Source organism: Pseudomonas veronii (assembly GCF_002028325.1).
Lineage (GTDB): Bacteria > Pseudomonadota > Gammaproteobacteria > Pseudomonadales > Pseudomonadaceae > Aquipseudomonas > Aquipseudomonas veronii.
This window is the reverse complement of sequence record NZ_CP018420.1, coordinates 4,658,577-4,680,206: the sequence shown is the minus strand read 5'-3', so window position 1 is coordinate 4,680,206 and position 21,630 is coordinate 4,658,577. Positions and strand designations below refer to the sequence as shown.

Annotated in this window: 24 protein-coding genes, 1 tRNA gene and 1 pseudogene; 24 read left to right on the top strand and 2 right to left on the bottom strand. The window is 58.7% G+C overall.

Annotated elements, in window-relative coordinates; genetic code table 11:
* From PverR02_RS21150 to PverR02_RS21085, 14 genes are read left to right on the top strand one after another with little or no spacing between them, the layout of a single operon-like run.
* Positions 1-729, top strand: a complete 729-nt coding sequence (locus PverR02_RS21150; protein WP_046382978.1) for a hypothetical protein — start codon at positions 1-3, stop codon at positions 727-729.
* A gap of 12 nt (positions 730-741) precedes the next feature.
* Positions 742-1,704, top strand: a complete 963-nt coding sequence (locus PverR02_RS21145) for a major capsid protein (protein WP_046382979.1) — start codon at positions 742-744, stop codon at positions 1,702-1,704.
* A gap of 46 nt (positions 1,705-1,750) precedes the next feature.
* Entirely contained in the window at positions 1,751-2,341 is a 591-nt protein-coding gene (locus PverR02_RS21140; RefSeq protein WP_046382980.1) for a hypothetical protein, read from the top strand.
* 58 nt (positions 2,342-2,399) lie between these two features.
* Positions 2,400-2,903, top strand: coding sequence for a DnaT-like ssDNA-binding protein (locus PverR02_RS21135; RefSeq protein ID WP_046382981.1), 504 nt, complete (start codon positions 2,400-2,402; stop codon positions 2,901-2,903).
* 17 nt (positions 2,904-2,920) lie between these two features.
* Entirely contained in the window at positions 2,921-3,289 is a 369-nt protein-coding gene (locus tag PverR02_RS21130) for a hypothetical protein (protein ID WP_046382982.1), read from the top strand.
* Positions 3,286-3,882 carry a hypothetical protein gene (locus tag PverR02_RS21125; protein WP_079444345.1) on the top strand — a complete coding sequence of 199 codons (597 nt, stop codon included), beginning with the start codon at positions 3,286-3,288 and terminating at the stop codon, positions 3,880-3,882. Before PverR02_RS21130 ends, PverR02_RS21125 begins: the two co-directional genes overlap by 4 nt.
* Entirely contained in the window at positions 3,879-4,307 is a 429-nt protein-coding gene (locus PverR02_RS21120; RefSeq protein WP_046382984.1) for a phage tail terminator-like protein, read from the top strand. The genes PverR02_RS21125 and PverR02_RS21120 overlap by 4 nt, the downstream gene beginning before the upstream one ends.
* A 39-nt stretch (positions 4,308-4,346) precedes the next feature.
* The gene (locus tag PverR02_RS21115; protein ID WP_046382985.1) at positions 4,347-5,006 is read left to right on the top strand and encodes a phage tail protein; all 660 of its coding nucleotides are present in this window, start codon (positions 4,347-4,349) and stop codon (positions 5,004-5,006) included.
* Between the two features lie 9 nt (positions 5,007-5,015).
* The gene (locus PverR02_RS21110; protein WP_046382986.1) at positions 5,016-5,396 is read left to right on the top strand and encodes a phage tail assembly chaperone; all 381 of its coding nucleotides are present in this window, start codon (positions 5,016-5,018) and stop codon (positions 5,394-5,396) included.
* A gap of 17 nt (positions 5,397-5,413) precedes the next feature.
* On the top strand, positions 5,414-5,719 hold the full coding sequence (locus tag PverR02_RS21105) for a DUF1799 domain-containing protein (RefSeq protein ID WP_079444344.1): 306 nt from the start codon (positions 5,414-5,416) through the stop codon (positions 5,717-5,719).
* Between the two features lie 27 nt (positions 5,720-5,746).
* Positions 5,747-8,827, top strand: a complete 3,081-nt coding sequence (locus tag PverR02_RS21100; protein ID WP_079444343.1) for a phage tail tape measure protein — start codon at positions 5,747-5,749, stop codon at positions 8,825-8,827.
* The gene (locus PverR02_RS21095; protein WP_010567892.1) at positions 8,827-9,165 is read left to right on the top strand and encodes a phage tail protein; all 339 of its coding nucleotides are present in this window, start codon (positions 8,827-8,829) and stop codon (positions 9,163-9,165) included. The genes PverR02_RS21100 and PverR02_RS21095 overlap by 1 nt, the downstream gene beginning before the upstream one ends.
* 9 nt (positions 9,166-9,174) lie before the next feature.
* The gene (locus tag PverR02_RS21090) at positions 9,175-9,927 is read left to right on the top strand and encodes a phage minor tail protein L (RefSeq protein WP_079444342.1); all 753 of its coding nucleotides are present in this window, start codon (positions 9,175-9,177) and stop codon (positions 9,925-9,927) included.
* A gap of 2 nt (positions 9,928-9,929) precedes the next feature.
* Positions 9,930-10,733: a C40 family peptidase gene (locus PverR02_RS21085; protein WP_079444341.1), complete on the top strand. Its 804-nt coding sequence runs from the start codon at positions 9,930-9,932 to the stop codon at positions 10,731-10,733.
* A 53-nt stretch (positions 10,734-10,786) separates the two neighbouring features.
* On the opposite strand, the gene PverR02_RS32015 is transcribed toward PverR02_RS21085, so the two are convergent.
* Both PverR02_RS32015 and PverR02_RS32010 read right to left on the bottom strand, forming a co-directional pair.
* A complete protein-coding gene (locus tag PverR02_RS32015; RefSeq protein WP_152032037.1) occupies positions 10,787-11,035 on the bottom strand; it encodes a hypothetical protein in 249 nt (82 codons plus the stop codon).
* A gap of 84 nt (positions 11,036-11,119) precedes the next feature.
* Entirely contained in the window at positions 11,120-12,052 is a 933-nt protein-coding gene (locus PverR02_RS32010; protein ID WP_152032036.1) for a hypothetical protein, read from the bottom strand.
* Positions 12,053-12,253: 201 nt separating this feature from the next.
* On the opposite strand from PverR02_RS32010, the gene PverR02_RS21075 reads away from it, so the two are divergent.
* The 10 genes and pseudogenes from PverR02_RS21075 (at position 12,254) to PverR02_RS32005 (ending at position 21,291) form a co-directional block, all read left to right on the top strand.
* Complete coding sequence (locus tag PverR02_RS21075; protein WP_079444339.1) at positions 12,254-12,739, top strand: hypothetical protein; 486 nt, start codon at positions 12,254-12,256, stop codon at positions 12,737-12,739.
* 85 nt (positions 12,740-12,824) lie between these two features.
* Positions 12,825-13,175, top strand: coding sequence for a hypothetical protein (locus PverR02_RS21070; protein ID WP_079444338.1), 351 nt, complete (start codon positions 12,825-12,827; stop codon positions 13,173-13,175).
* Positions 13,176-13,237: 62 nt separating this feature from the next.
* Positions 13,238-13,849: a tail assembly protein gene (locus PverR02_RS21065; RefSeq protein WP_079444337.1), complete on the top strand. Its 612-nt coding sequence runs from the start codon at positions 13,238-13,240 to the stop codon at positions 13,847-13,849.
* 59 nt (positions 13,850-13,908) lie between these two features.
* Positions 13,909-17,676 carry a phage tail protein gene (locus PverR02_RS21060; RefSeq protein WP_079444336.1) on the top strand — a complete coding sequence of 1,256 codons (3,768 nt, stop codon included), beginning with the start codon at positions 13,909-13,911 and terminating at the stop codon, positions 17,674-17,676.
* A gap of 325 nt (positions 17,677-18,001) precedes the next feature.
* Positions 18,002-18,661, top strand: coding sequence for a hypothetical protein (locus tag PverR02_RS21050; protein ID WP_079444334.1), 660 nt, complete (start codon positions 18,002-18,004; stop codon positions 18,659-18,661).
* Between the two features lie 65 nt (positions 18,662-18,726).
* A pseudogene (locus tag PverR02_RS21045) lies at positions 18,727-19,036 on the top strand (hypothetical protein); the annotation flags it as partial.
* A gap of 436 nt (positions 19,037-19,472) precedes the next feature.
* Complete coding sequence (locus PverR02_RS21040) at positions 19,473-20,012, top strand: tail fiber assembly protein (RefSeq protein WP_079444333.1); 540 nt, start codon at positions 19,473-19,475, stop codon at positions 20,010-20,012.
* 59 nt (positions 20,013-20,071) lie between these two features.
* On the top strand, positions 20,072-20,581 hold the full coding sequence (locus tag PverR02_RS21035; RefSeq protein WP_079444332.1) for a glycoside hydrolase family 24 protein: 510 nt from the start codon (positions 20,072-20,074) through the stop codon (positions 20,579-20,581).
* Positions 20,578-21,084 (top strand): lysis system i-spanin subunit Rz, encoded by a 507-nt coding sequence (locus PverR02_RS21030; protein ID WP_079444331.1) that lies wholly within the window; start codon positions 20,578-20,580, stop codon positions 21,082-21,084. The genes PverR02_RS21035 and PverR02_RS21030 overlap by 4 nt, the downstream gene beginning before the upstream one ends.
* 138 nt (positions 21,085-21,222) lie before the next feature.
* A tRNA-Pro gene (locus PverR02_RS32005) sits at positions 21,223-21,291 on the top strand.
* The last annotated feature ends 339 nt before the right edge of the window (positions 21,292-21,630 follow it).

Here is a 21,630-nt window from a genome sequence, read left to right as displayed (position 1 = left end):
GTGGCAGAAGAAAACGAAATCGACCTGGAAAACCCGGCAATCAAGGCCGCTATCGCGACTGCCGTTGAAGCATCCGTTTCGGGTTTGAAAACCAAGAACTCGGAGCTGCTGGGCAAGCTGAAGGAGACCTCCGGCAAGCTGACCCAGTTCGAAACCCAATTTGAAGGCATCGACATCGACGCCGTCAAAGGACTGCTCAGTCGAGCGGGCCAGGACGAAGAAACCAGGTTGCTAACTGAGGGCAAGGTTGACGAAGTGTTCAACAAGCGCACCGAGCGCCTGCGTGGCGAGCACGACAAGCAACTGAAGGCGCTCGCCGGCCGCGCCGAGAAGGCTGAAGCCTTCGCCGCCAAGTTCCAGGGCAAAGTCTTGGGCGACTCGGTGCGCGGCGCTGCACTGAAAGCCGGCGCACTGCCGGAAGCAACCGACGACATCATCCTGCGCGCCAAAGGCGTGTTCTCTCTAAACGAAGAGGGCGAAGCGGTCGCTGTCGATGAGCATGGCCAGACCATCCTAGGCAAAGACGGCAAGACCCCTCTGACTCCGCTCGAATGGGCGGAATCCCTGCGCGAAAGCGCACCCCACCTGTGGCCAAGGGCTTCAGGGACACAAGCCCCGGGCGGGGGCGGCGGCCAGGCTGCATTCAAGCGCTCCGAAATGACCTCCGAGCAAAAGCGCGAATACCAGCGCAAGCACGGCCAAACCGCATATCTGCAATTGCCCAAGTAAGGGGAAATATTCATGGCGACAACCGTCAATAGCGACCTGATCATCTACAACGATGAGGCGCAAACTGCATACCTGGAGCGCGTTCAGGACAACCTGGACGTGTTCAACGCATCTTCCAATGGCGCGATCGTCCTCGACAACGAGCTGATCGAAGGCGACTTCCGCAAGCGCGCTTTCTACAAGATTGGCGGCTCGCTGGAACACCGCGACGTCAACTCCACCGGGAAGGTGACCGCCAAAAAGATCGGCGCCGGTGAGGCCGTCGGTGTCAAAGCACCGTGGAAATACGGCCCGTACCAGACCACCGAAGAGGCGTTCAAGCGTCGCGGCCGCCCGGTTGATGAGTTCTCCCAGATCATCGGTGCCGACGTTGCCGACGCGACCTTGGAAGGCTTCATCCAGTACGCCACCGCCGCGTTGCGCGCCGCCATCGGCTCCAACGCCGGCATGGTGGTCTCGGCGAACATCGAAACCGACGGCAAGAAGACGCTGACCCGCGGCATGCGCAAATTCGGTGACAAGTTCGGTCGCATTGCGTTGTGGGTTATGCACTCCAGTGCCTACTTCGACATCGTCGACGAGGCCATCACCAACAAAATTTACGAAGAAGCCGGTGTCGTTATCTATGGTGGCCTGCCTGGCACCCTGGGCAAGCCCGTGCTGGTGACTGATACCGCGCCATCTGACGTGATCTTCGGCCTGCTGCCGAACGCCGTGGTGATCACCGAGTCCCAGGCCCCCGGCTTCCGTTCGTACAACGTGGACGACGAGGAAAACCTCGGCATCGGCTACCGCGCCGAGGGCACCGTCAACATTGACGTCCTGGGTTACAGCTGGAAGGAAACTGCCGGCGGCGCGAACCCAACCCTGGCGGCTGTCGGTTCGGCGGCCAACTGGGTCAAGCATGCCGACAGCAACAAGGTCACCGCCGGCGTGATGATCACCCTCACCACTTCGCCACCAGCCGGCGGCTGATATTCACCCCAGGAAGCGGTCGGCAACGGCCGCTACGGAGATTCCCATGGAACTGATTTACACGAACCAGCTTGAGGGCTTTGATCCGGAGAAGCGCTACCGGACTGCGAGTCTATTTCGCGGCATTGAACGCGACGCGACGGCGGTGGTGGTCGTTGGCGAACATCCAGATATCGTCGCTGCCTATGAGGCTGCAGGCGTTGACGTGTCGGTCGTCGAGACTCCAGCACCTTCCGCAGTCAGCGTGCCAGCGGGACTACCCGATGCGCTGGCTGAGGAAATTGCCAGGTTGCGGACTGAAAATGGCGCGCTCATTCTGCTGGTTGATGGCCTGGAAGCTGGCGAAATTCAGCGACCCGAAGTTGGTGAAATCGCGTTGCGATTGTTTGGCGTGCTGGGCACCATCCACACCTCGGTTGGAGAGCTGACTACTGAGCGTGACGGCCTGCTCGTGACCGTCGACACACTGCGCGACGAGGTTGAAGTGCTGAAAAAAGCCGCCATCACGCCGCCGGCTGATGAGGCTGGAGAAATCGCGGCGCTGAAAGCAAAGCTCGATGACGCGAAGGTGCCGTACCGGGCCAACGCCTCGAAGGAATCCTTGGAAAAGCTCGTAGCTGATCTGCCCAAGGCCTGATAATGCTGGCTGCCAGTGACGCGGCCGCCAATCTCAAACCATTCCAGCGAGTTGACGCATGACACTCATCATCGAGGACGGCACCGGCAAGCCTGACGCCGAAAGCTACGCGAGCGCTGAGGACTTGGCCCTGTATGCCGTGAAATTCGGCACAGTCATCCCCGCAGGCGTTCCCGAGCAGGAAGCATTGCTGCGCCGGGCCGCCTTGGCGATGGATGGCAAGACCTGGAAAGGCCGCAAGATGAGCAGCGAGCAGGCCTTGTCCTGGCCGCGCCGGGAAGTGCTGCTGGATCAGGAGATCAAGCCGAACAACTACCTGCCGGCGCGCATCCAGTACGGCCAGATGGCCCTGGCCGCTGAGATTCATCAGGACGATATCGACCCGGTGGAGAAGCGCAAAGGAGCTGTGCTGCTGGATCGTGTTGAGGGGGCGGTGACGCGACAGTATGCGGCTATTCCGTCTACCAGTAACCGGCTGCTGCCAGCGGCGCCTGATCGTCCGAGCGCAACGCAGTTTGCCGACTACCTTCAAAAGCGTGGGCTGTTCGCAGTACGCGCATAGACACAGCGGAGACCGCCATGGCCTTCTACGACGAAATGGCCGTGATGGCTCTGGAGATGATCACAGAGTTCGGCCAGCCCGTGACCATCAGCAAGACGGAGCCGGGCGAGTACGACCCGGAGACGGGCGGGGAAGCGCCGGGGGCAACTGTCGAACAGATCGCCCAGGGCATTCTGCTCGACTTCACCGGCCAAGAATTCCAGAACAACAGCCTGATCAAACAGGGCGACAAGAAGCTCAAGATCGCCGCGCAGGGGTTGGCCTGGATGCCGGGGCTGCTCGACAAAGTGGTCGCTCAGGGGCGTACCTGGTCAATCGTTCCTCCGCTGAAAGAGGTCAACCCCGCCGGCACGCCGATTCTGTATGAACTGCAGGTTCGGTCATGAGTCGGGCAGGCGCCGGTCAATCCGGCAGCTTCGCCCTGAGCCTGGCGGAGTTCGCCGCCCAGACCAGCGAAGCCATCGACGCCAGTGTGCGGGAGATCATCATCGAGGTTGGCAGCAGCCTTATCCGCATGTCTCCCGTGGGTAATCCGGAGATATGGGCGCAGAACGCTGTGGCAACTCAGTACAACAAAGCCGTCGACGACCACAACAGTGCGCTGCGCAGCGATCCGGAAAACCTCACGAAGGGCGGCAGGCTCAAGAAAGGCCGCAAGCTCAACGACGGCATGGATATCGTCGCGCCGGAAGGCTACGTCGGCGGCCGGTTCCGGGCGAACTGGCACATATCACTCGGTGTAGTCGAGAACGTCACCTTCGACGATGTGGACCCGAGCGGCGCCGAAACCACTGCCGCGCTGGTTGCTGCGATGAGCGACTTCACTGCCGGCCAGATGGCCTGCATCATCAACAATTTGCCCTACGCGATTCCGCTGGAGTTCGGCCACTCAACCCAGGCCCCAGGCGGCATGGTCCGGGTAACCGTGGCTCGCTTTCAGCAGATCGTGCTGGAAGCCATCAGGAACAACCAGGTATGAGTCACGCCCGCGCCCGTCAGGCCATCGAAACGAAGCTGGCCGCATGGGCGGCTGCGCGCCCGATAAGGGTGGCCTACCCAAATCAACCGTTCACTCCGGGTTCTTCTGAAACCTACCTCCGAGCCTTTCAACTTCCAGCCAGCACCACCTGCCGCTATCTCGGCGGGGAGGCCTACGAGTACGCCGGTGTTTACCAGGTCAGCATCGTTTGTCCGTCCGGCCAGGCTTTGGCCACCGCCGAGACGCTTATTGACGAATTGACCCGGCTGTTCCGCGTCGACACGCCTCTGACCCGTAACGGTTTCGAAGGCCTGATCACTGAGCCAGTAGATCAGGGATCAACTATCACAGAGTCGGCGACCTACACGGTCCCGGCCAGCTTCACCTATCTGGGTGTCGCAGACCAACCGCCCGCCGGGGCATAACCTACCGCCGTCAGGCGGGCACTCAAGAGGAAATACACCATGGCCGCACGCTTCCCGCTGCCGAACGGCGCTGTGCTGGAGATTGCCAGCGTTATGGGCTCCGCAGTCGCTTTCACCGCATTGACCAATGCGAAATCGCCAGTCGCTGCTTCTGTAGGGCACAGCATTGAAAACGGCGACGTCCTGCTGATCAATTCTGGCTGGGCGCTGATCAACGACCGCGCCGTAAAAGCTTCCGGCATTACTGCTGATGCTTTCGCTCTGGCCGGTCTCAACACGACCAATACCGACAAATACACCGTCGGTGCAGGCGCTGGTTCTGTGATTCCCGTGTCCGGATGGACGCAAATCTCCAAGGTGACTTCTTTCACGTCCTCCGGCGGTGAGCAGCAGTACCAAACCGTCGGCTACCTGGAAGATGACGACGACAAACAGTTCCCGACAAACCGCAATCCGACCACGATCACCATCGTGGTGGAGGACCAGCCAACGGCTCAGTACGTCGAAACCGTCGAAGGATACGACGACACCAAGGAGCTGGCGGTGGTCCGCATGAAGTTGCGTAACGGTGACCAGATTCTCTACCCGGGCTATGTGAGCATTACCCCTGACCCAACCATGGAGCGCAACAACGTTATGACGCGCACCATCAGCATTGGGCTTTCCGCTCGTTCGCTCCGTTATTTGGCTGGCGCATAAGGATTTTCCATGGCAAAGATCAGGATCGCCCAGAACCCTACATTCAAGGCATTCGTGCTGATCCCAATTGTTGGAGAGGAACCCGAGAAAATCGAGTTCACCTTCAAGTATCGGGATCGCCCGGGGCTTGCCGCCCTATTCGATGATTGGAGCGCAAAAGGGAAGGAGATGCGCGCCAGTTTCGGTGACGACACCACATTGTCTGATGTCGTTTCTGCCGAGACCGAGCTTCAGGTGCAGCAAATCAAGGATCTCGTCGTTGGGTGGGGGTTCGATGACAAGTTTGACGACAAGAGCATCCAGGCCCTTGTTAAGTCCTGTTACGGCACCGCCGAAGCGGTTGTCAGCGCCTATCAGAGCGCATTCAGCCAGGCTCGCCTGGGAAACTGATAGCGGCAGCCAAAGCAATGTACGAAAGCGGCCAATCTGCTGAGCAATTGGCTGCTCTCGGGCTGACGGCTGCCGACCTAGATGAGGACGATGTCGAGGTCTGGCCCTGCAACTGGCCGGCCTTCCTCCTGTTCAACCGGATGTCTACTCAGTGGCGTGCAGGTACGGGCGGGGCGATCGGTCTCGACTACAGCAGCATCCGCGACGTGGCCAGCTTCCTTGGCATCAAGAAAAAGAAACTCGCAGAAATCTTCCCTGACCTTCAAGTCTTGGAAGGCGAAGCCCTGCGCGTCATGGCGGAGGAAAGGGAAAACCGCCCGTAACCGCGGGCACTTATTCAAGGTGAGTCGATGAACATTGCAGAACTCGGCGTCAAGATCGACTCCGCCGATGCGATCCAGGCCAAAACAAGCCTGGATGAGATGGCGAAGGCCGGTGGCCGGGCTGAGCAGTCCGCTGCCTCGTTGATGAACGAAATTCAGGCCCTGGAGAAGTCGCTGTCCACCAGCGCCAAAACCACCCAGGATCTGGCAAAGCAGAGGGACGCTCTCACCAAGCTGACCAAGACCGGCGCCTATGGCGAGGCCGAAGCGGCGAAGATCTCCGCGCAGCTCGACAAGCAGCAGGTGGCCCTGGCCAAGTCCGCTCTGGATGATCAAAAAGCTCTCAACAGCTTGTTGGGGGCAATTGACCCGGCCCGCGCGGCGCTGGCTAAACTCGACACTCAAGTCGAGCAACTGGGCAAGCACCTGGACGAGGGGCGCCTGAGTCAGGACGACTACAACAAGGCCCTGGGCAATATTGACAAGGACTACGCCAAGCTCGAAAAAACCACCACCGGTTTCGACAAGCTGCGCCTCGGCACCCGCCAAGCGCAGGAAAACGTTATGCAGCTCGGTAACGCCCTGTCGACCGGCGATTGGGGGAGTGGTGCCCGGGCAATCACGCAGATCGGCGTAGGGGCCGGCGCCTCCATGAGCGGTCTGCTGGCACTAGCTGCTCCGATTGGCCTTGTGACTGCCGCCATAGGTGGGCTGGCCTATGCCTACTACAGCGGCAGTAGAGAGACGGAAGCCTTCAACAAGGCGCTGATCCTCACAGGCAATTATGCAGGTGCAAGCGCTGGACAGTTGAGCGATATGTCCCGCCAGGTCGCAGCGACAGTGGGCACCACCGGGCAGGCTGCGGACGTGCTGGTCACCCTGGCAGGTAGCGGTAAGCTCGCCAGCAGCAGTTTCGTGGATATCGCCGAGGCGGCCCTATCCATGGAGAAGGCCACCGGCAAGTCCATCGAGGCAACCGTTGCCGAGTTCGTCAAGATCGCCGACGACCCAGTGGCCGCCGCCAAGTCGCTCAACGAGCAGTACCACTTCCTCACTGCCTCGGTTTATTCGCAGATCGTCGCACTCAAGGACCAAGGCGACGAAATCGGCGCCACCAAGCTGCTGACCGACACCTATGCCGACACTGTGCAGACCAGATCCCGCCAGGTGATAGAGAACCTGAACCTGTGGGAGCGGGCCTGGCTTGGCATCAAGAGTGCCGCGAGCGGCGCCCTAGATGGAATCAGCGATGTAGGTCGGCAGAAGAGCTACAACGACCAGATTAAGGACCTGCAGTCCAAGCTCACCGGCTCCGATGCGTTCGACGTTGGCGGCACGAGAATGAACGCCCAGGAGGTGAGCCCGAAGGTTCGGGCCCAGATTCAGGCGCAGATCACCTTTCTTACGCTGCAGCGTGATGCCGATGATGCTCGGATCAAGTATTTCGATGACCAGGGAAAGGCCCAGCAAGCGGCCATCGTCGCCAGCGACAAGATCGACGTGCTCACCAAGTCCTCCTGGACGAATGAGCAGAAACGCGCCGAAGCACTCAAGGATTACAAGAAACAGCTCGACGATATCCGCAAGGTTTCGCCGAACGATCCGCGCCTGGCACAGGCCACGATCGACAAGAACATCTCCAACATCAACGATAAGTTCAAAGACCCGAAGGCCCCGAGTTCTCAGGTCGACCTGACCGGCTTCAACGACGCCAAGAACAGCCTCGCGGCCATCGCCGCGGACTACAAAAACTACCAGAAGGAACTGGACGCGGCGCAGAAGGCCGGCCTGGTATCCGAGGCCGACTATCTGCTGCGCCGCCAGGCCCTGATCGGCAACGAGCGAGATCAGGTGACGGCAGCCTACGAGGCGGAGATCACCGCGCTGGAGGCCGCCAAGGGCAAGAAGACCACGTCGGCCGCGCAAAGCATCCAGCTGGACCAAAAGATCGCCGATGCGCGCGCAGGGATGGTCAAGGCGCAGAAGGATGCCGACAGCCAGCTTGAAGTGCTGGCAACCAACGAGACCGGGCGCCTGGCGAAGCAGGAGCGCGCGATCAGTACCTACGTGCAGGCGCTTGGGCAGCAGCAGCGAGCCTTGGAGCTTGCCGGGCAGCGCGCAGTACTCGGCGTGGGCCAGGGTGATCGCCAAAACGCGCTCAGCGGCGAGCTGAACAGCCAGCAAGATCGGTTTGCTCAGCAGTCCCTGGAGTTGGCGAACCAGAAGTCCGACCCGTCTCGGAACATGTCGGAGGAAGAGTTCAAGCGTAAATCCCAGGCGCTCGCCGATGCGAATAAGGCGGCGACCGACCAAATCCGGCAGAACTACGCGGATGTGGAAGCTGCCCAGGGTGATTGGACGAAGGGCGCGACGGCTGCTTGGGATAACTACCTGGACTCGGCGCGAAACATCGCCGGCCAGACGAAAAGCCTGTTCGGCAACGCCTTCAGCTCCATGGAGGATTCGCTGGTCAACTTCGCCGTTACAGGCAAGGCGTCGTTTGCAGACTTCACCAAGTCGATTTTGGCGGACATGGCGCGCATTACGACACGTCAGGCCAGTTCCGCTTTGCTGGGCAGCCTGGTAGGGGCGGCGGCGAGTTACTTCGGCGGCAGTGCCGCCGGCGGCAACGGGCTGGCCGCCGGATCTGCCGGCGCTGCATCTTCCAATCTTGGCGCTTCAGCGGGGGGCTACTCGGGCAGCTACTTCCCGCAAGCCATGGGCGGCGCCTGGTCGGGCGGCGTGCAGATGTTCGCCGACGGCGGCGCATTCACGAACTCCGTCGTCAGCAAGCCTACGGCTTTCGGTATGGCCAACGGCAAGACCGGCGTCATGGGTGAGGCAGGGGAAGAGGCGATCATGCCGCTGACCCGAACGTCCAGCGGCAAGCTCGGCGTTATGGCCATGGGCGGAGGGTCCGGTGGAACGCAGATCAATGTCGAGGTGCATATCGACGGTGAAGGCAACGCATCGTCTACCTCTGATGCGCCTGGTTATGACCTGTTCGGCAAGGAGCTGGCGACGTTCGTTGAGCAGAAATATCAGGAACTGCGCAGCAGGGATATGCGCCAGGGCGGCGTCATCAACAACGCAATTAAGGGGCGATGATGGCTATCGAACGATTCACCTGGGCAACGGAAAAGGGCGCGGAGGGTGATGTGACCCAGCGCGTCCGGACCAAGCAGTTCGGCGACGGGTACGAGCAGTCGGTCGAGGACGGCCTCAATAACCAGTCCCAATCCTGGCCGCTCACGTTCACTGGCGCCAAGGCTCGTGTTCTGGAAATCAAGGCGTTCCTCGATCGGCACAAGGGCGCCAAGGGTTTTCTATGGGAGCCGCCCCTGGGCGAGCTTGGCCTCTACAAGTGCAACGGCTACAAGCCGGTTCACCGCGGTGGCCAGGTCTACGCCATCACCGCCACCTTCAAGCAAACCTTTCATCCCTGAGGCCTATCCATGGCACTGATCACGGACATCCAGAAGCTGGAGCCCGGTGGCGAGATTCGCCTGTTTGAAATTGACGGGACTGAGTACGGCGCGGATTACCTGCGCTTCCACGGGCACGCCATTCCGCACACACCTGAAGAGTTGCTGGCCTACGAGCATTCGGAAGAGGATCTGCCTGCGAAGTCGATCTGGTGGCAGGGAGAGGAGTACGCGGCCTGGCCGGTGCAGATTGAGGGGATTTCCTCGAGTAGCGACGGCACAGCCTCACGGCCGACATTCGCCGCCGGCAACGTCAACGGCAGAGTCACGGCGCTGTGCCTGGCCTTCGAGGACATGCTCAAGTTCAAGCTGACGGTTCGCGAGACCCTGGCCCAGTACCTGGACGCGGCCAACTTTCCCGACGGCAACCCGACTGCGGACCCGACCCAGGAAGCGCTGGAGATCTGGTACATCGACCAGAAAACCAGCGAGGACGGCGAGGCGGTGGTCTGGGAGCTGTCTTCCCCGGGTGAGATCGACAACAACGGGCTGCCCGGCCGGCAGATGACGACGTTTTGCCACTGGAGCATGACAAACGGCTACCGCGGGCCTGACTGTGGCTACACCGGTGCGGCCATGTTCGATGACGAGGACAACCCCACGGATGATCCCGCCAAGGATCAGTGCAAGGGCTGCCTGTCGTCCTGCAAGTTGCGATTTGGCGAGAACGAAGAGCTCAGTTTCGGTGGATTTCCCGCTGTGAGCTTGGTCTCAAGGAGCTGATCATGCGCAAACACATCATTGCGGCGGTCCAGGCGCACGCGGCGGCCGAGTATCCGCGCGAGTGCTGCGGGCTGCTGCTCGCCGTCGGACGAGCACAGAAGTACTTCCCGTGCCGGAACATCGCCACGGAGCCGAGCGAAGAGTTTCGGCTTGATCCCGAGGATTACGCTGCGGCAGAAGATTTGGGGGAGGTGATTGGCATTGTCCACTCGCATCCGGACGCCACCAGCAGACCATCACCGCACGACCTAGCCATGTGCGAGGCCACAGATCTGCCCTGGCACATTCTGAGTTGGCCCGAGGGCGATCTGCGCACCATCACGCCAACCGGCCGCACGCCGCTGCTCCAGCGTCCGTTCGTGCACGGCGCCTGGGATTGCTGGCAGGTCTGCGCCGACTGGTATCAGCGTGAGTGGGGGATTGAGTTCGAAGCCTTCCAGCGCGCCGATGGTTGGTGGGAGAGCGCAGAGAACGCAAGTCTGTACGAGGCGAACTACGAGGTCGCCGGTTTTGTACGTGTCGACCGGCCACAGCGAGGGGATCTGATCGTTATGCAGGTCGGGCGCACGGTTCACCCGAACCATGCTGGGATCTACCTGGGCACCGACCCAACGCTGCCCGCTGAAGAGTCGGGCACCTTCGGCCCCGGGCCTTTCATGCTTCACCACATGTACGGTAGGCCGTCCGAGATTTTGGTGTTCGGCGGACCATGGCATGACCGCACACGCCTGATTCTCAGGCACAAAGACGCACAACAATCAACATGGCGCGGCAGGGCCGCAGGAGAAGCAAATGGCTTGCGATAAGAATGGTGAAGGCTTCCCCGGCCACAAAGACGCAGGGAAGCTGCTTGAGTGGATTACTCGGCAGATTTCTGAGACAGCTCTGGCAAAAGACCTGAAATCAAAGATTCAAGCGCAAGGTGATGGGCCGAACGATCTTTTATAATCGTTTTATCGGCTGGCATTGCCTCGATTAAAGATCTTGCGGCATCAGCAACTTTGGTTCTGCCGGGCACGTCGAGATTGGCGATAGCTGTTCCGATTACCGTCATCGCTGCACATACACCCAGCTCGAACGGGGTAATCACTCGTTGTTCTTCACTCACATTGACCTCCAGGTCATAAACGCGCCGAAATTGGCGCAACCCCAGTCCTTGGGCTTGCAGGCGAAGGACTGGAGCCTCTTGTACTTAAGGTGTAGCTATTATCTCAGGAAAGGCTTCGCGTTGCGCTTCACTGCCGACGGGGTGATATTGAAAAAACCCATTGTTGTCAAATCCTAAAGCGATGCATTTCACATTTATCAGCGCGTCATCTCCGGCGCGCTGGCAAGTTACAATTTGGACTCCGACTAAGCGGAGTTTCTCTTTAGCGTTATTGGGGCGAAAGCAGACGTTGACGCATTTTTTCTCAGCTACGGAAGGGTAACACCAAGCATCTTGTACCTGCGGTGGAAGATCAAAGTAGTCTTTTATTATTGTTTCTGATGTTTTATATAGGTACTCAGTGCCAACGCCTACGTCACGGGTGAATTCGTGTGTTAAAAAGTCATTAATTAATGCCGTCTTTAGTCTTTCTTCGGCGTTTAGATTTGGTGTTTCTTGACTGATTCCAATGGCTGTGGCGCTTATGTCTTGAGTGGACTCATAAACTATTAAAGAGAAGGCTTCGTTATCAGAGATTTTCATCTCTTCTATAGCGACTTTTGGATTGATTGGCGCGGTATACAGCAGTGATTCTCCTTCAATATTTAACCGGCCTGCCTTCACGAATTTTGCTGGCGGATTCCATGCGTCATCTTCGGTTCGCATTCCTCGGAGAGGTATTATTGTATCCTCTTTATCTAAAGCCCTAACTCTATAAAATCTTGTGCCCTTTGGGTAAGTAATCATGCCGGGAGTGAGCATCGCAGCAAGCCCATATGGTGTCTCAAAGCATAAAACTTTAGATATTTCTTCAGCGATTTGTCGTTTTGACATGGTCTTGATTGGTAGGGTTCTGAATGCCCTGATTTTGTCAGTCAATTTTCCAGCATCAACAAATGACAGATGCTCCTTCAGTTTTTGTTCAAAAGCTTTTCTACGGAGGGCTTCTTCTGCTGTGTCTTGTGTTTTGTTCGGCATGATGTTCTACGGGCGTCCTTGTTCGTTCGTGATAGATACCTTGGGTTCAGCTACTTTCGCATTCGGCGAAGGCATTACGCTACTACGGCAACCTACTGCACAGTTACTGGCTTTTCATACAGGCCGTATAGCAACCCTGGAGAGCGGAGTTTTATGCAGTTTTCGGGTATCGTATTCGATTTCCAGTTAGGGGCTTGAATCATGGAGATAGGGAAGTTTTCCCTAGTTGACGGGGTGACACTGCTTATCGCTTTGGTGAGCCTGTTGGTCGCCATGCGTGCATTGGGCAGGACAAAATCCAATGAGCTTTTCTCATTGCGTCAGAGCCTCGTGCTCAAATCCGAGCAAGCACGCTCAGAGTGGCACAGGCTGAATCGAGAAAATGAATCAGTCATTAAGCAAGTTCAATCGCGCTTTTCGGCGGCCTTGCCAGAAGTTGCTGCAATGTTGGAATTTCTGCTTGGGCAGCGAGAGCATTTTGACCTATGTCTCCGCGATGCAGCTGCGCTGGCGGAACACATTCATACGAACGTTGATAAGTTCAGCGAAAAGAAATGCCGCCTCTATCTGCGAGACATTGATCCAAGCTTGGAGGTGTTATCTCGCAACCGCGGTGTGATACAGGGTCGGATGGAGGAACTGATAGCGCGAATGGAGGCGGTGGCTTTACATAAGCATCGCCCATAGCACCTGCGGCTGGTAAGGCCCCTACCAGGGCTTTTTGCATCCACTCCCCAGTGCTACAGTCCCGCCAAACCAAAGAGGGAACGACATGCGGATTTTGATAGCGGCGGTAGCGGTCGCGATGCTGGCGGGGTGCATGACGCCGACGATGAATGAGGCGCGCCAGGCGGGGCCGTATAAGGTGCTGACCTCGAAGAAAACCGACGCCACGCTGGCTAAATGCGTCCAGTACGAATGGCAGAACCAGCCGATCTTCGGCGGCACGCCTGGGGCAACGCTTCAGCCGGGGCGCGACACCGGATATACGGTATTCACTGAGGGCTCCCAGTACTTCGTTGACATCCAGCCCAAGGGCGCGGGCTCAGAGGCGAAGTATTACGTGGTGGTGGGTAACTGGATCGCCAATAAACGGCTGATCGCGCTGCAAGGCTGCCTGTAGCGGCACATCAAATTGTTCAAGGCTCGCTTCGGCGGGCCTTTTTATTGCCTGGAGAAAAGCACATGGCGGCACTTGCCATCAATTATCAGCCCATGACCACGATCCTGCTCTACGGACAGCTTCGTCAGTTTGGGAGGTCCTTTCGGATGGCCGTAAGGACGCCGGCAGAAGCAGTTAAGGCTCTGTGCGTGCAAATTCCAGGGTTCGAGCGCTTCTTGTCCAACGCCAAGTCCCGTGGGGTTGAGTTCGCCGTATTTCGCGGCAAGACAAACCTGGCGGAGAAGGAACTTGGATTCACGGGCGAAGGTGATATTCGCATTGCTCCGGTGATAACCGGCAGTAAGCGCGGCGGCGCACTGCAAACCATTGTCGGCGCAGTGCTGATCGTTGTCGGCCTCGTCATCACTGGCGGCACATTTGGGGCAGGGGCGCCATTCGGTTCTGCGCTGATCATGATGGGCGGCTCGATGGTGCTGGGCGGCGTGATCCAAATGCTCAGCCCCCAGGCCGGCGGCCTCAAGACCAGCGCCGCACCAGAGAACACCCCCGGTTACGCTTTCGGCAGCGCCAAGAACACCACTGCATCCGGTAACCCGGTACCGCTCTGCTACGGCAAGCGGCGGGTGGGTGGGGCGATCATCAGTGCCGCCATTTATGCCGAAGACCAGATGTAGCCAACACCTGAAGCACTGCAACCGTCCATGAGGCGGTTTTTTATTGCCTGGAGAAAAGCATGGGCGCAGCACGCAAGATTGATATTCACGGCGCCAAGGGCGGCGAAGAGAAGCCGAAAACGCCAACGGAAGCCCCGGATAGCCTGCGCTCTGTTGCCATCGCCAAGATGCTGATTGCCATCGGTGAGGGTGAGTTCGAAGGCACGCCCACCGCGCGCGATATTTACCTCGACAACACCCCACTGCAAGACCCCCAGGGCAACATGAACTTCCCGAACGTGAAGTGGGAGTGGCGCACCGGGGCGGTGGATCAGACCTATATCCAGGGCATCCCCTCGATCGAGAACGAAACCACCATCAGTACCGAACTGCGCAGCGGCACACCGTGGGTTCGAGCGATCACTAATATCCAGCTTTCGGCCGTGCGCGTGCGTTTTGCCTGGCCGGCGCTCCAGTCTGTGGATGCCAGCGGCAATATCAACGGTTACCGGATCGAGTACAAGGTTGAGCTGGCCACCGACGGCGGCGCCTACCAGCAGGTGCTTAGCGAAGCGGTCGACGGCAAGACCACCAGCCTTTACGAGCGCACCCGCCGTATCGATTTGCCCAGGGCTACCACCGGCTGGCTGATGCGTATCACCCGTCTGACCATCAACCAGAACAACAACAAAATCTCCGACACGATGCAGATCGCGGGCTTCACTGAGGTGATCGACGCCAAGATCCGCTATCCGAACACCGCACTGCTCTACATCGAGTTTTCGGCCGAACAGTTCCGCAGCATCCCGGCGGTGACGGTCGAGACCAAGCTGAAGAAGATGCAGGTGCCGAGCAACTACGACCCCGTGGCACGTTCTTACACCGGGATCTGGGACGGCACCTTCAAACAGGCCTGGACTGACAACGCTGTTTGGATGACCTACGACATCACCACGGCCGACCGCTTCGGCCTGGGCCGGCGCATCAAACCGTGGATGGTGGACAAGTGGGAGCTCTACCGCATCTCGCAGTACTGCGACCAACTGGTGCCGGACGGGAAGGGCGGCCAGGAGCCGCGCTTCATCTGCAACCTGAACCTGCAGAGCAAGGCTGACGCCTGGTCGCTGCTGCGCGACATATCGGCGATCTACCGGGGCATGACCTACTGGGCCCAGGGCCAGGTCTTCACCCTGTCGGATATGCCGCGCGCCACTGACTTCGACTTCGCCTACACCCGGGCGAATGTGATCGACGGCAAGTTCACCTACTCGAGTGCGTCGGAGCGCACCCGGTACAGCCGCGCGCTGATCAGCTACGACAACCCGGCGAACAACTACGACACCGACGTCACTGCCGTTACGGATGCCAAGTTGCAGCGCCGCTACGGCGACAACCCGCTGGAGATCAGTGCCATCGGCTGCACCCGCGAGTCGGAGGCGCAGCGCCGCGGCAAGTGGGCGCTGCTCACCAACTCCAAGGACCGGGCCGTTTCCTTCAAGGTCGGCCTTGACGGGCGTATCCCGCTGCCTGGCTACGTGGTCCCGATCGCCGACGAACTCCTGGCCGGTCGACCGGTGGGCGGGCGTATCTCGGCGGTGAACGGCAAGGTCATCACACTGGACCGTGATACCCAGGCCAAGCCCGGTGACCGATTGATCCTCAACCTGCCCGACGGCAAGTGCGAGGGGCGCACCGTGCAACTGGTCAGCGGCCGGCAGGTCACCGTTACCGTGACCTACTCCGTTGCGCCTGAACCCGAGCTGGTATGGGCGCTCGATGCCGACGACCTTGCAATCCCGCTGTACCGAGTGGTGAGCGTCGCCCGGCCGGAACCTGGCGTGTTCGAGATCTCGGCCGTGCAGTACGACCCAAGCAAATTCGCGCACATCGACACCGGCGCGCGTCTGGAAGAACGCCCAATCAGCGTTGTACCGATCACCGTCGTTCCGGCGCCGGCGAGCGTCACGCTGACGTCGAGCTACGCCGTGAACCAGGGCATCGCCATCAGCACTATGAACATCTCGTGGCCCGCTGTTGCTGGCGCGGTCGCCTATGACGTGGAGTGGCGCAAGGACAGCGGCAACTGGATCAAGGTGCAGCGTACCGGTTCGACCAGCGTCGACGTCACTGGCATTTACTCCGGCGCCTACGTGGCCCGGGTTCGGTCGGTGAGCGCCTTCGAGATCTCCTCGATCTGGAAGAGCTCCAACCTGACCAACCTGGAAGGGAAGGTCGGCCTGCCGCCGGCGGTGGCGTTCCTGACCACCACCAGCGAACTGTTCGGCATCGGCATCAAGTGGGGCTTCCCGGCCGGCGCCGAAGACACCCAGCGCACCGAGCTGTGGTATGGCCCGGCCAATGATTTGTCGGTGGCTACCAAGCTGGCCGACCTGGCGTACCCACAGGCCGACTACCGCATGCAGTCGCTGCTGGCGGGGGCCTCGTTCTTCTTCTGGGCTCGCCTGGTGGACCGTACCGGCAACATCGGGCCGCTCTACCCGGTTGTGAATGGCGTGATTGGGCAGGCCAGCTCGCAGGCTGGTCCGATCCTTGACCTGATCGCCGGCCAGATTGGCGATACCGAGCTTGCGAAGGAGATCATGGACCAGATCGACCTGATCTCTGGCTCCGGCCCTGGCTCGGTCAATGACCGGCTGGAGCAGGCCAAGCAGGAACTGGAGGACTTGATCGACCAGGTAACGGATGCCCTGATCTACGTCCCCACGAAGACCTACACCTCTGGCCAGATCGTTCGACAGGGCCAGTACCTGTACCAGGCGATCAAAGCGGTTCCGGTGGATACCCCGCCGCCCGCCGCAGAGTTCTGGTTCAACATGGGCACCATTGCCGAAACAACCCAGGCCATGGCGCTCCAGATCCAGCAGAACAAGGCGTCAATCGAAACCGTGGACGGTAAGGTCACGGCTCAGGCTTCGGCCCTGCAATCGCTCCAGGCAAGCTGGCGCGAGGATGATGGAGAGGGCGACCTTGCGGGAGCCCTGCAAAACTGGGATGCCGCCGCGAAATTCGCCCAGCAGGTAAAGGTCCAAGCCTCCGACAACCTGGCCATGGTCGAGCGCACCACATCGTTGGATGCGGCAGTCGGCCAGAACAAGGCAGCACTGACCACACTCGAGCAGGTGGTGGCCACCGACAAGCAGGCAACGGCAGAGCGCATTGACCAATTGAAAGGCGAAGTCGAAGACAACTCGGCGGCAGTGCAAACCGTCAGCCAGTCGCTGGTCGACACGAACAAGGCGATCGCCTCGCAGTCCACCACGATCGAAGCCATAGCCGGCGGCGGGCGCGATGGTACGGACGAGGGTGACCTTGCGAGTGCTCTCAGCGAATGGAAGAACAAGGCTTCGATCCAGATCACGGCCAAGGCCCAAGCGGACACCGACGGCAAGTTGTCCACCATGTGGGCGGTGAAGATGCAGGTGAACCAGAACGGCCAGTATGTAGCAGCCGGTATTGGGCTCGGTATCGAGCAGAACGCCGAAGGCCTTCTGCAAAGCCAGTTCCTGGTGAGCGCTGATCGGTTCGCTGTTGTTAACACGTTGGCTGGCGGGACCATCACTACGCCATTTGTGGTGCAGGGCGGTCAGGTGTTCATGAATTCGGTGTTCCTCCAAGACGGCAGTATTACCAACGCTAAAATCGGCAATTACATTCAGTCGAATAACTATGTTGCTGGTACTTCCGGGTGGAAGTTGTTCTTTGACGGTACGTTCGAAATAAACGGGATTGTCCCTGGACAAGGGCGATCTATGATGACTAATCGGTCTATGCGTTTTTGGGACGTGAACAACGTCAAGCGTGTTCAAATTGGAGATCTTACCGAGTGAGTCACGGAATTAGGATTTGGGGGGCTGATGGAGCCCTCCAGCTTGATGAGAGCTCTTTCACTGTAAGGGTTATATACTCTGCAGTGATATCTCCAACCGGAGCAAGGTACTTCGATGTATCTATATCCGAGATAAATCCATCTAACTATTCCGCTGTTTGCATCCCTATTTCCGCATACGATCATGGGGCGCAGTTCATATCCGCAATAATGTTCACGCCTGTAGTATATAGTGGCTTTGTTAGGGTGTATTTTGGGAGTCCCGCAGCTAATACTGGGCCTACAGGAATAACGCCTCAAAGACTTATGGTTATGAGGTATCGTTAATGACTTATGGATTGACATTCACAAACAACAGCAACGTAGTTACGCTTGATTCGGAGTTTTCCAGGCTTGTCGTAGTTGATAAGGGACAGTGGAGCGCAGGAGGACCAGACGTATACGTTCCTTTCAAAAGCTTCATGACAACAGCGGAGCCGCCGCTAGTATTTGTTAGGCCAAACCCAGGGAATAATTATGTTTACTTCTGCCTAGTAGTTGGATCGTCAGGAAACTGGACTGGCTTTTCATTTACAGCCTTGTCAGGGATTCCCACATCTGGCAACTGGTTTGCAGCTATGTTTAAGTCGGAGCCAACCGCAAGCTACGGGCTCCGCCTGTGGGATTCATCTTCAAAACTAATATTTGATAATGATACTCCGTGCGCGCAATTCACAAGAACTATTAGTGCTTGGACGTATTTAGGATCAACTCAGACAAGTCAGGGAGTGTGGCGACTCAGCTGGACCGCACCGTCGCCATTAGACACTGGTGACTATATGCTGCTGAATAATATAGCCATGGATATGGCAGGGGTAGTATCCAGGCAAGGTAACATGTATGCAATTTTTGATTACACAAATAATCGTCTTGTGATCCAGGCGGTAGGAGTGGATCTTCCATCTGCAATGTATATTCCGGTAGTTTTTGCAAAGCCCGTTTCATAAACGTCACAATAATAGTTTGAATCCTGCAACCGCTTTGTGCGGTTTTTTATTTCCCGGAGAAAAATATGCCTTGGTACAGAACCGGCACAGTTTCAGTAACATTGAACTCCAATGCTGTTATCGGAACCGGCACAGCCTTCGTGGCCAACAGTCGGGTAGGGGATGCCTTTCTCGGCCCAGATGGCGGGTGGTATGAGGTCACAAACATCGCCAGCGACTCGGCAATGTCGATCGCGCCAAACTATCGTGGCGTAACCAATGCTGCTGGGGTGTACGCGCTTACGCCAGTGCAGGGGTATACGAAGGACCTGGCTGACCAGGCAAGGGCCATGATTCAGCAGTGGGGGGCAACGCTTGCTGGCCTGGGTAGTGTTTCGACTGAGGACATAGTTCCCTTCACGAAGGGGGGGACTGGCGCAACTACCAAGGCTGCGGCGAAGGCAGCCCTTGACCTGGGAACGGCGTCCGCCGCAACGCTTACCACAAGTCTCCTCGACACTACTCCTGGGCGTGCGCTCAGAGTCCAAGACTGGGGCATTGGTACGGATGCTGTACCGCTTGCACCCTCGGTAAACATCAATCAGAGCGGCTTCTGGCGATGGGACAGCACCACGCAGTTCTACGGTAACTACGGAGCGCTGAACGGCAGCATTTTCTCTTGCGGTTATGGGGGAGAGGTATGCGCGCAGATCTATATCGCACGCATCACGACTAACCTAATCGGTTTCCGGTCAGGCGGTGGCAACTTCAACCAGATCTATCACACCGGCAACACCACCCGCGCCGCTGACGGCACGCTGAAGGCAATCTAATGACGACTCGAGCAGCAATAAACATTCTTGGCTCTACTGGCGAAATCATCGACATCACCACCTTTGGCGTTGATACGCTGACCACGGCCCATCCCAGCCCGGGCGTTTACCTGGTATACGGCAGCCTCGGCATGGCGCCGCCGCCAGAGGGTTGGGGATACGTACTGAACCAGGCCGACTCCGGCAAGACCGTGGATATTCAGTTCGTCGATGGTACGTTGGCTGTGACGATCGCTATAGGGGGGGAGCCGGCGGACCTGGCGCACAGCATCACCTTGCACCTGTGCGTCGCGGAAGCGCCGCCAGTACCAGAGCCTCCGATTGACCCTACGGTTGCAGCTCAGGAACAACTGACCAGGCTGCGCAAGGAGGCAGACGACGCCATCAGGCCTCTGCAATTTTCGGTTGATGTTGATGAGGCAACTGAAGAGGATGCAGCGGCGCTCAATACTTGGAAGAAATACTACGTGGCGCTCACTCGTGTTCCCGGGCAAACAGGATATCCACAGGCCGTCGACTGGCCGATTGCCCCGACGTAACTATTGATCGAACACCGCCACCCGCCATGAGCGGGTTTATTTTTGCCTGGAGAAAAGCAATGGCACGACTTTCCGAATCACGCGCCGGCGGCCGTAACGCGTTGGCGTTCCTCGACATGCTCGCCTGGAGCGAGGGAACCAGCACATCTCCGGCCACTGCCATGGATGGTTACGACGTGATCGTCACCGGCGCCGATCTTAAGCCTGAGGTCTTCAAAGACTTCACAGATCACCCGTTCGCCAAGGGTCGCGCGTCGAAGGTCATCAACAGCAAGGGGCTGACGTCCAATGCTTCCGGCCGCTATCAGCAGATGCTAAAGGACTGGCCGCACTACAAGGCGCTGCTCAAGCTGCCGGACTTCAGCCCGATCAGCCAAGACCTTCTTGCGCTGCAACACGTTCGTGAGTGCCGAGCGCTGCCGGACGTGCTTGCCGGTCGGATTGAGACGGCTATCGCAAAGTGCCGGAACATCTGGGCCAGTCTGCCCGGCGCCGGATACGGGCAGCGCGAACACCGCCTGGAGGATCTGCTGAAGCAGTATCGGCTGGCGGGCGGGGTGATGTCGTGACACCCGGGCAGATCCTGGCCGCGATCCTGCTGGCGATGACCGTCAGCGCGGCCGGCACCTGGCAGGTGCAGGACTGGCGGATGGGCAAGAAGCTCGCCGAGCAGGCCGGCCTGCACAAGGATGACCTGGCGGCGATTACCAATGCCGCCGCCGCCCAAGCACGCGCCGAGCAGGACAAGCACCTGGCCCTGGAGCAGCAGCTCGCTAGTCGGGACCAACAACACACCAAGGAATTATCCGATGCCCAACGCAACCAGGCTGTTCTGCGCGATCGCCTTGCCACTTCTGATCTGCGGCTGTCAGTCCTTCTCGACGCCGCGGATTCAGCCAGTGGCTGCAACGTGCCTGCCGCCCCCGGCGCCGTCGGCGTGGTTCATGGAGCCGCGCGAGCCCAACTTGACCAAGCGCATGCTCAACGAATTCTCGCCATCACCGGTGACGGGGATAACGCCATAATCGCGCTGCGTGCGTGCCAGGCGTATGTGAGAGAAATTAAAAAGTAGGGGATTGTGTTCGTTCGGCAGAACGCCGGGGAAGGGGGCAGAAAAGGCTCAGTGACTTTACGAGTGACTTTGTAAAATACGGTTGCGCACTGTTGGGCATCGTTGCAGCGAGCGCCAAGCGCGAAGCCTTGTATTTAGCGGGCTGTAGAGGTGTCCGCTTGCATGGGGTGCTAGGGGTCGAGTGTTCGAATCACTCCGTCCCGACCATATAATTCAAGGGGTTGCGAGATTTTATCTCGCGACCCCTTTTTATTTTTGGCCGTTTTTACCCCCACAAAACCACCGGCTCTGGGTGGAATCCTCACGGCTTCCGCGTGGGCGGGCGCAGGCTTTGGCGCTCACGCGTGGTCTCTTTACCAATGCTGTTTGGTCTTTCTCTTCAGGTCCTAACGTTTTTGAGTGTTTAAGGCTATTTTCGTGCTGATTGAGAACTACATACAGGTCAACCATTAGCTTGTTTATCTCAGGTCGCTCGGGTCATCCTGCATACCCGGTAGTTAAGCTTGGGCGGCACTGGGATCGTATAGCCTCGGGGGACTAGACTGC

What these genes read in the sequence shown, in the direction of transcription:
- PverR02_RS21145 (WP_046382979.1), top strand. Translation starts at nt 742, where the DNA reads ATGGCGACAACCGTCAATAGCGACCTGATCATCTACAACGATGAGGCG.
- PverR02_RS21140 (WP_046382980.1), top strand. Translation starts at nt 1,751, where the DNA reads ATGGAACTGATTTACACGAACCAGCTTGAGGGCTTTGATCCGGAGAAG.
- PverR02_RS21135 (WP_046382981.1), top strand. Translation starts at nt 2,400, where the DNA reads ATGACACTCATCATCGAGGACGGCACCGGCAAGCCTGACGCCGAAAGC.
- PverR02_RS21130 (WP_046382982.1), top strand. Translation starts at nt 2,921, where the DNA reads ATGGCCTTCTACGACGAAATGGCCGTGATGGCTCTGGAGATGATCACA.
- PverR02_RS21125 (WP_079444345.1), top strand. Translation starts at nt 3,286, where the DNA reads ATGAGTCGGGCAGGCGCCGGTCAATCCGGCAGCTTCGCCCTGAGCCTG.
- PverR02_RS21120 (WP_046382984.1), top strand. Translation starts at nt 3,879, where the DNA reads ATGAGTCACGCCCGCGCCCGTCAGGCCATCGAAACGAAGCTGGCCGCA.
- PverR02_RS21115 (WP_046382985.1), top strand. Translation starts at nt 4,347, where the DNA reads ATGGCCGCACGCTTCCCGCTGCCGAACGGCGCTGTGCTGGAGATTGCC.
- PverR02_RS21110 (WP_046382986.1), top strand. Translation starts at nt 5,016, where the DNA reads ATGGCAAAGATCAGGATCGCCCAGAACCCTACATTCAAGGCATTCGTG.
- PverR02_RS21105 (WP_079444344.1), top strand. Translation starts at nt 5,414, where the DNA reads ATGTACGAAAGCGGCCAATCTGCTGAGCAATTGGCTGCTCTCGGGCTG.
- PverR02_RS21100 (WP_079444343.1), top strand. Translation starts at nt 5,747, where the DNA reads ATGAACATTGCAGAACTCGGCGTCAAGATCGACTCCGCCGATGCGATC.
- PverR02_RS21095 (WP_010567892.1), top strand. Translation starts at nt 8,827, where the DNA reads ATGGCTATCGAACGATTCACCTGGGCAACGGAAAAGGGCGCGGAGGGT.
- PverR02_RS21090 (WP_079444342.1), top strand. Translation starts at nt 9,175, where the DNA reads ATGGCACTGATCACGGACATCCAGAAGCTGGAGCCCGGTGGCGAGATT.
- PverR02_RS21085 (WP_079444341.1), top strand. Translation starts at nt 9,930, where the DNA reads ATGCGCAAACACATCATTGCGGCGGTCCAGGCGCACGCGGCGGCCGAG.
- PverR02_RS32010 (WP_152032036.1), bottom strand. Translation starts at nt 12,052, where the DNA reads ATGCCGAACAAAACACAAGACACAGCAGAAGAAGCCCTCCGTAGAAAA.
- PverR02_RS21075 (WP_079444339.1), top strand. Translation starts at nt 12,254, where the DNA reads ATGGAGATAGGGAAGTTTTCCCTAGTTGACGGGGTGACACTGCTTATC.
- PverR02_RS21070 (WP_079444338.1), top strand. Translation starts at nt 12,825, where the DNA reads ATGCGGATTTTGATAGCGGCGGTAGCGGTCGCGATGCTGGCGGGGTGC.
- PverR02_RS21065 (WP_079444337.1), top strand. Translation starts at nt 13,238, where the DNA reads ATGGCGGCACTTGCCATCAATTATCAGCCCATGACCACGATCCTGCTC.
- PverR02_RS21060 (WP_079444336.1), top strand. Translation starts at nt 13,909, where the DNA reads ATGGGCGCAGCACGCAAGATTGATATTCACGGCGCCAAGGGCGGCGAA.
- PverR02_RS21050 (WP_079444334.1), top strand. Translation starts at nt 18,002, where the DNA reads ATGACTTATGGATTGACATTCACAAACAACAGCAACGTAGTTACGCTT.
- PverR02_RS21040 (WP_079444333.1), top strand. Translation starts at nt 19,473, where the DNA reads ATGACGACTCGAGCAGCAATAAACATTCTTGGCTCTACTGGCGAAATC.
- PverR02_RS21035 (WP_079444332.1), top strand. Translation starts at nt 20,072, where the DNA reads ATGGCACGACTTTCCGAATCACGCGCCGGCGGCCGTAACGCGTTGGCG.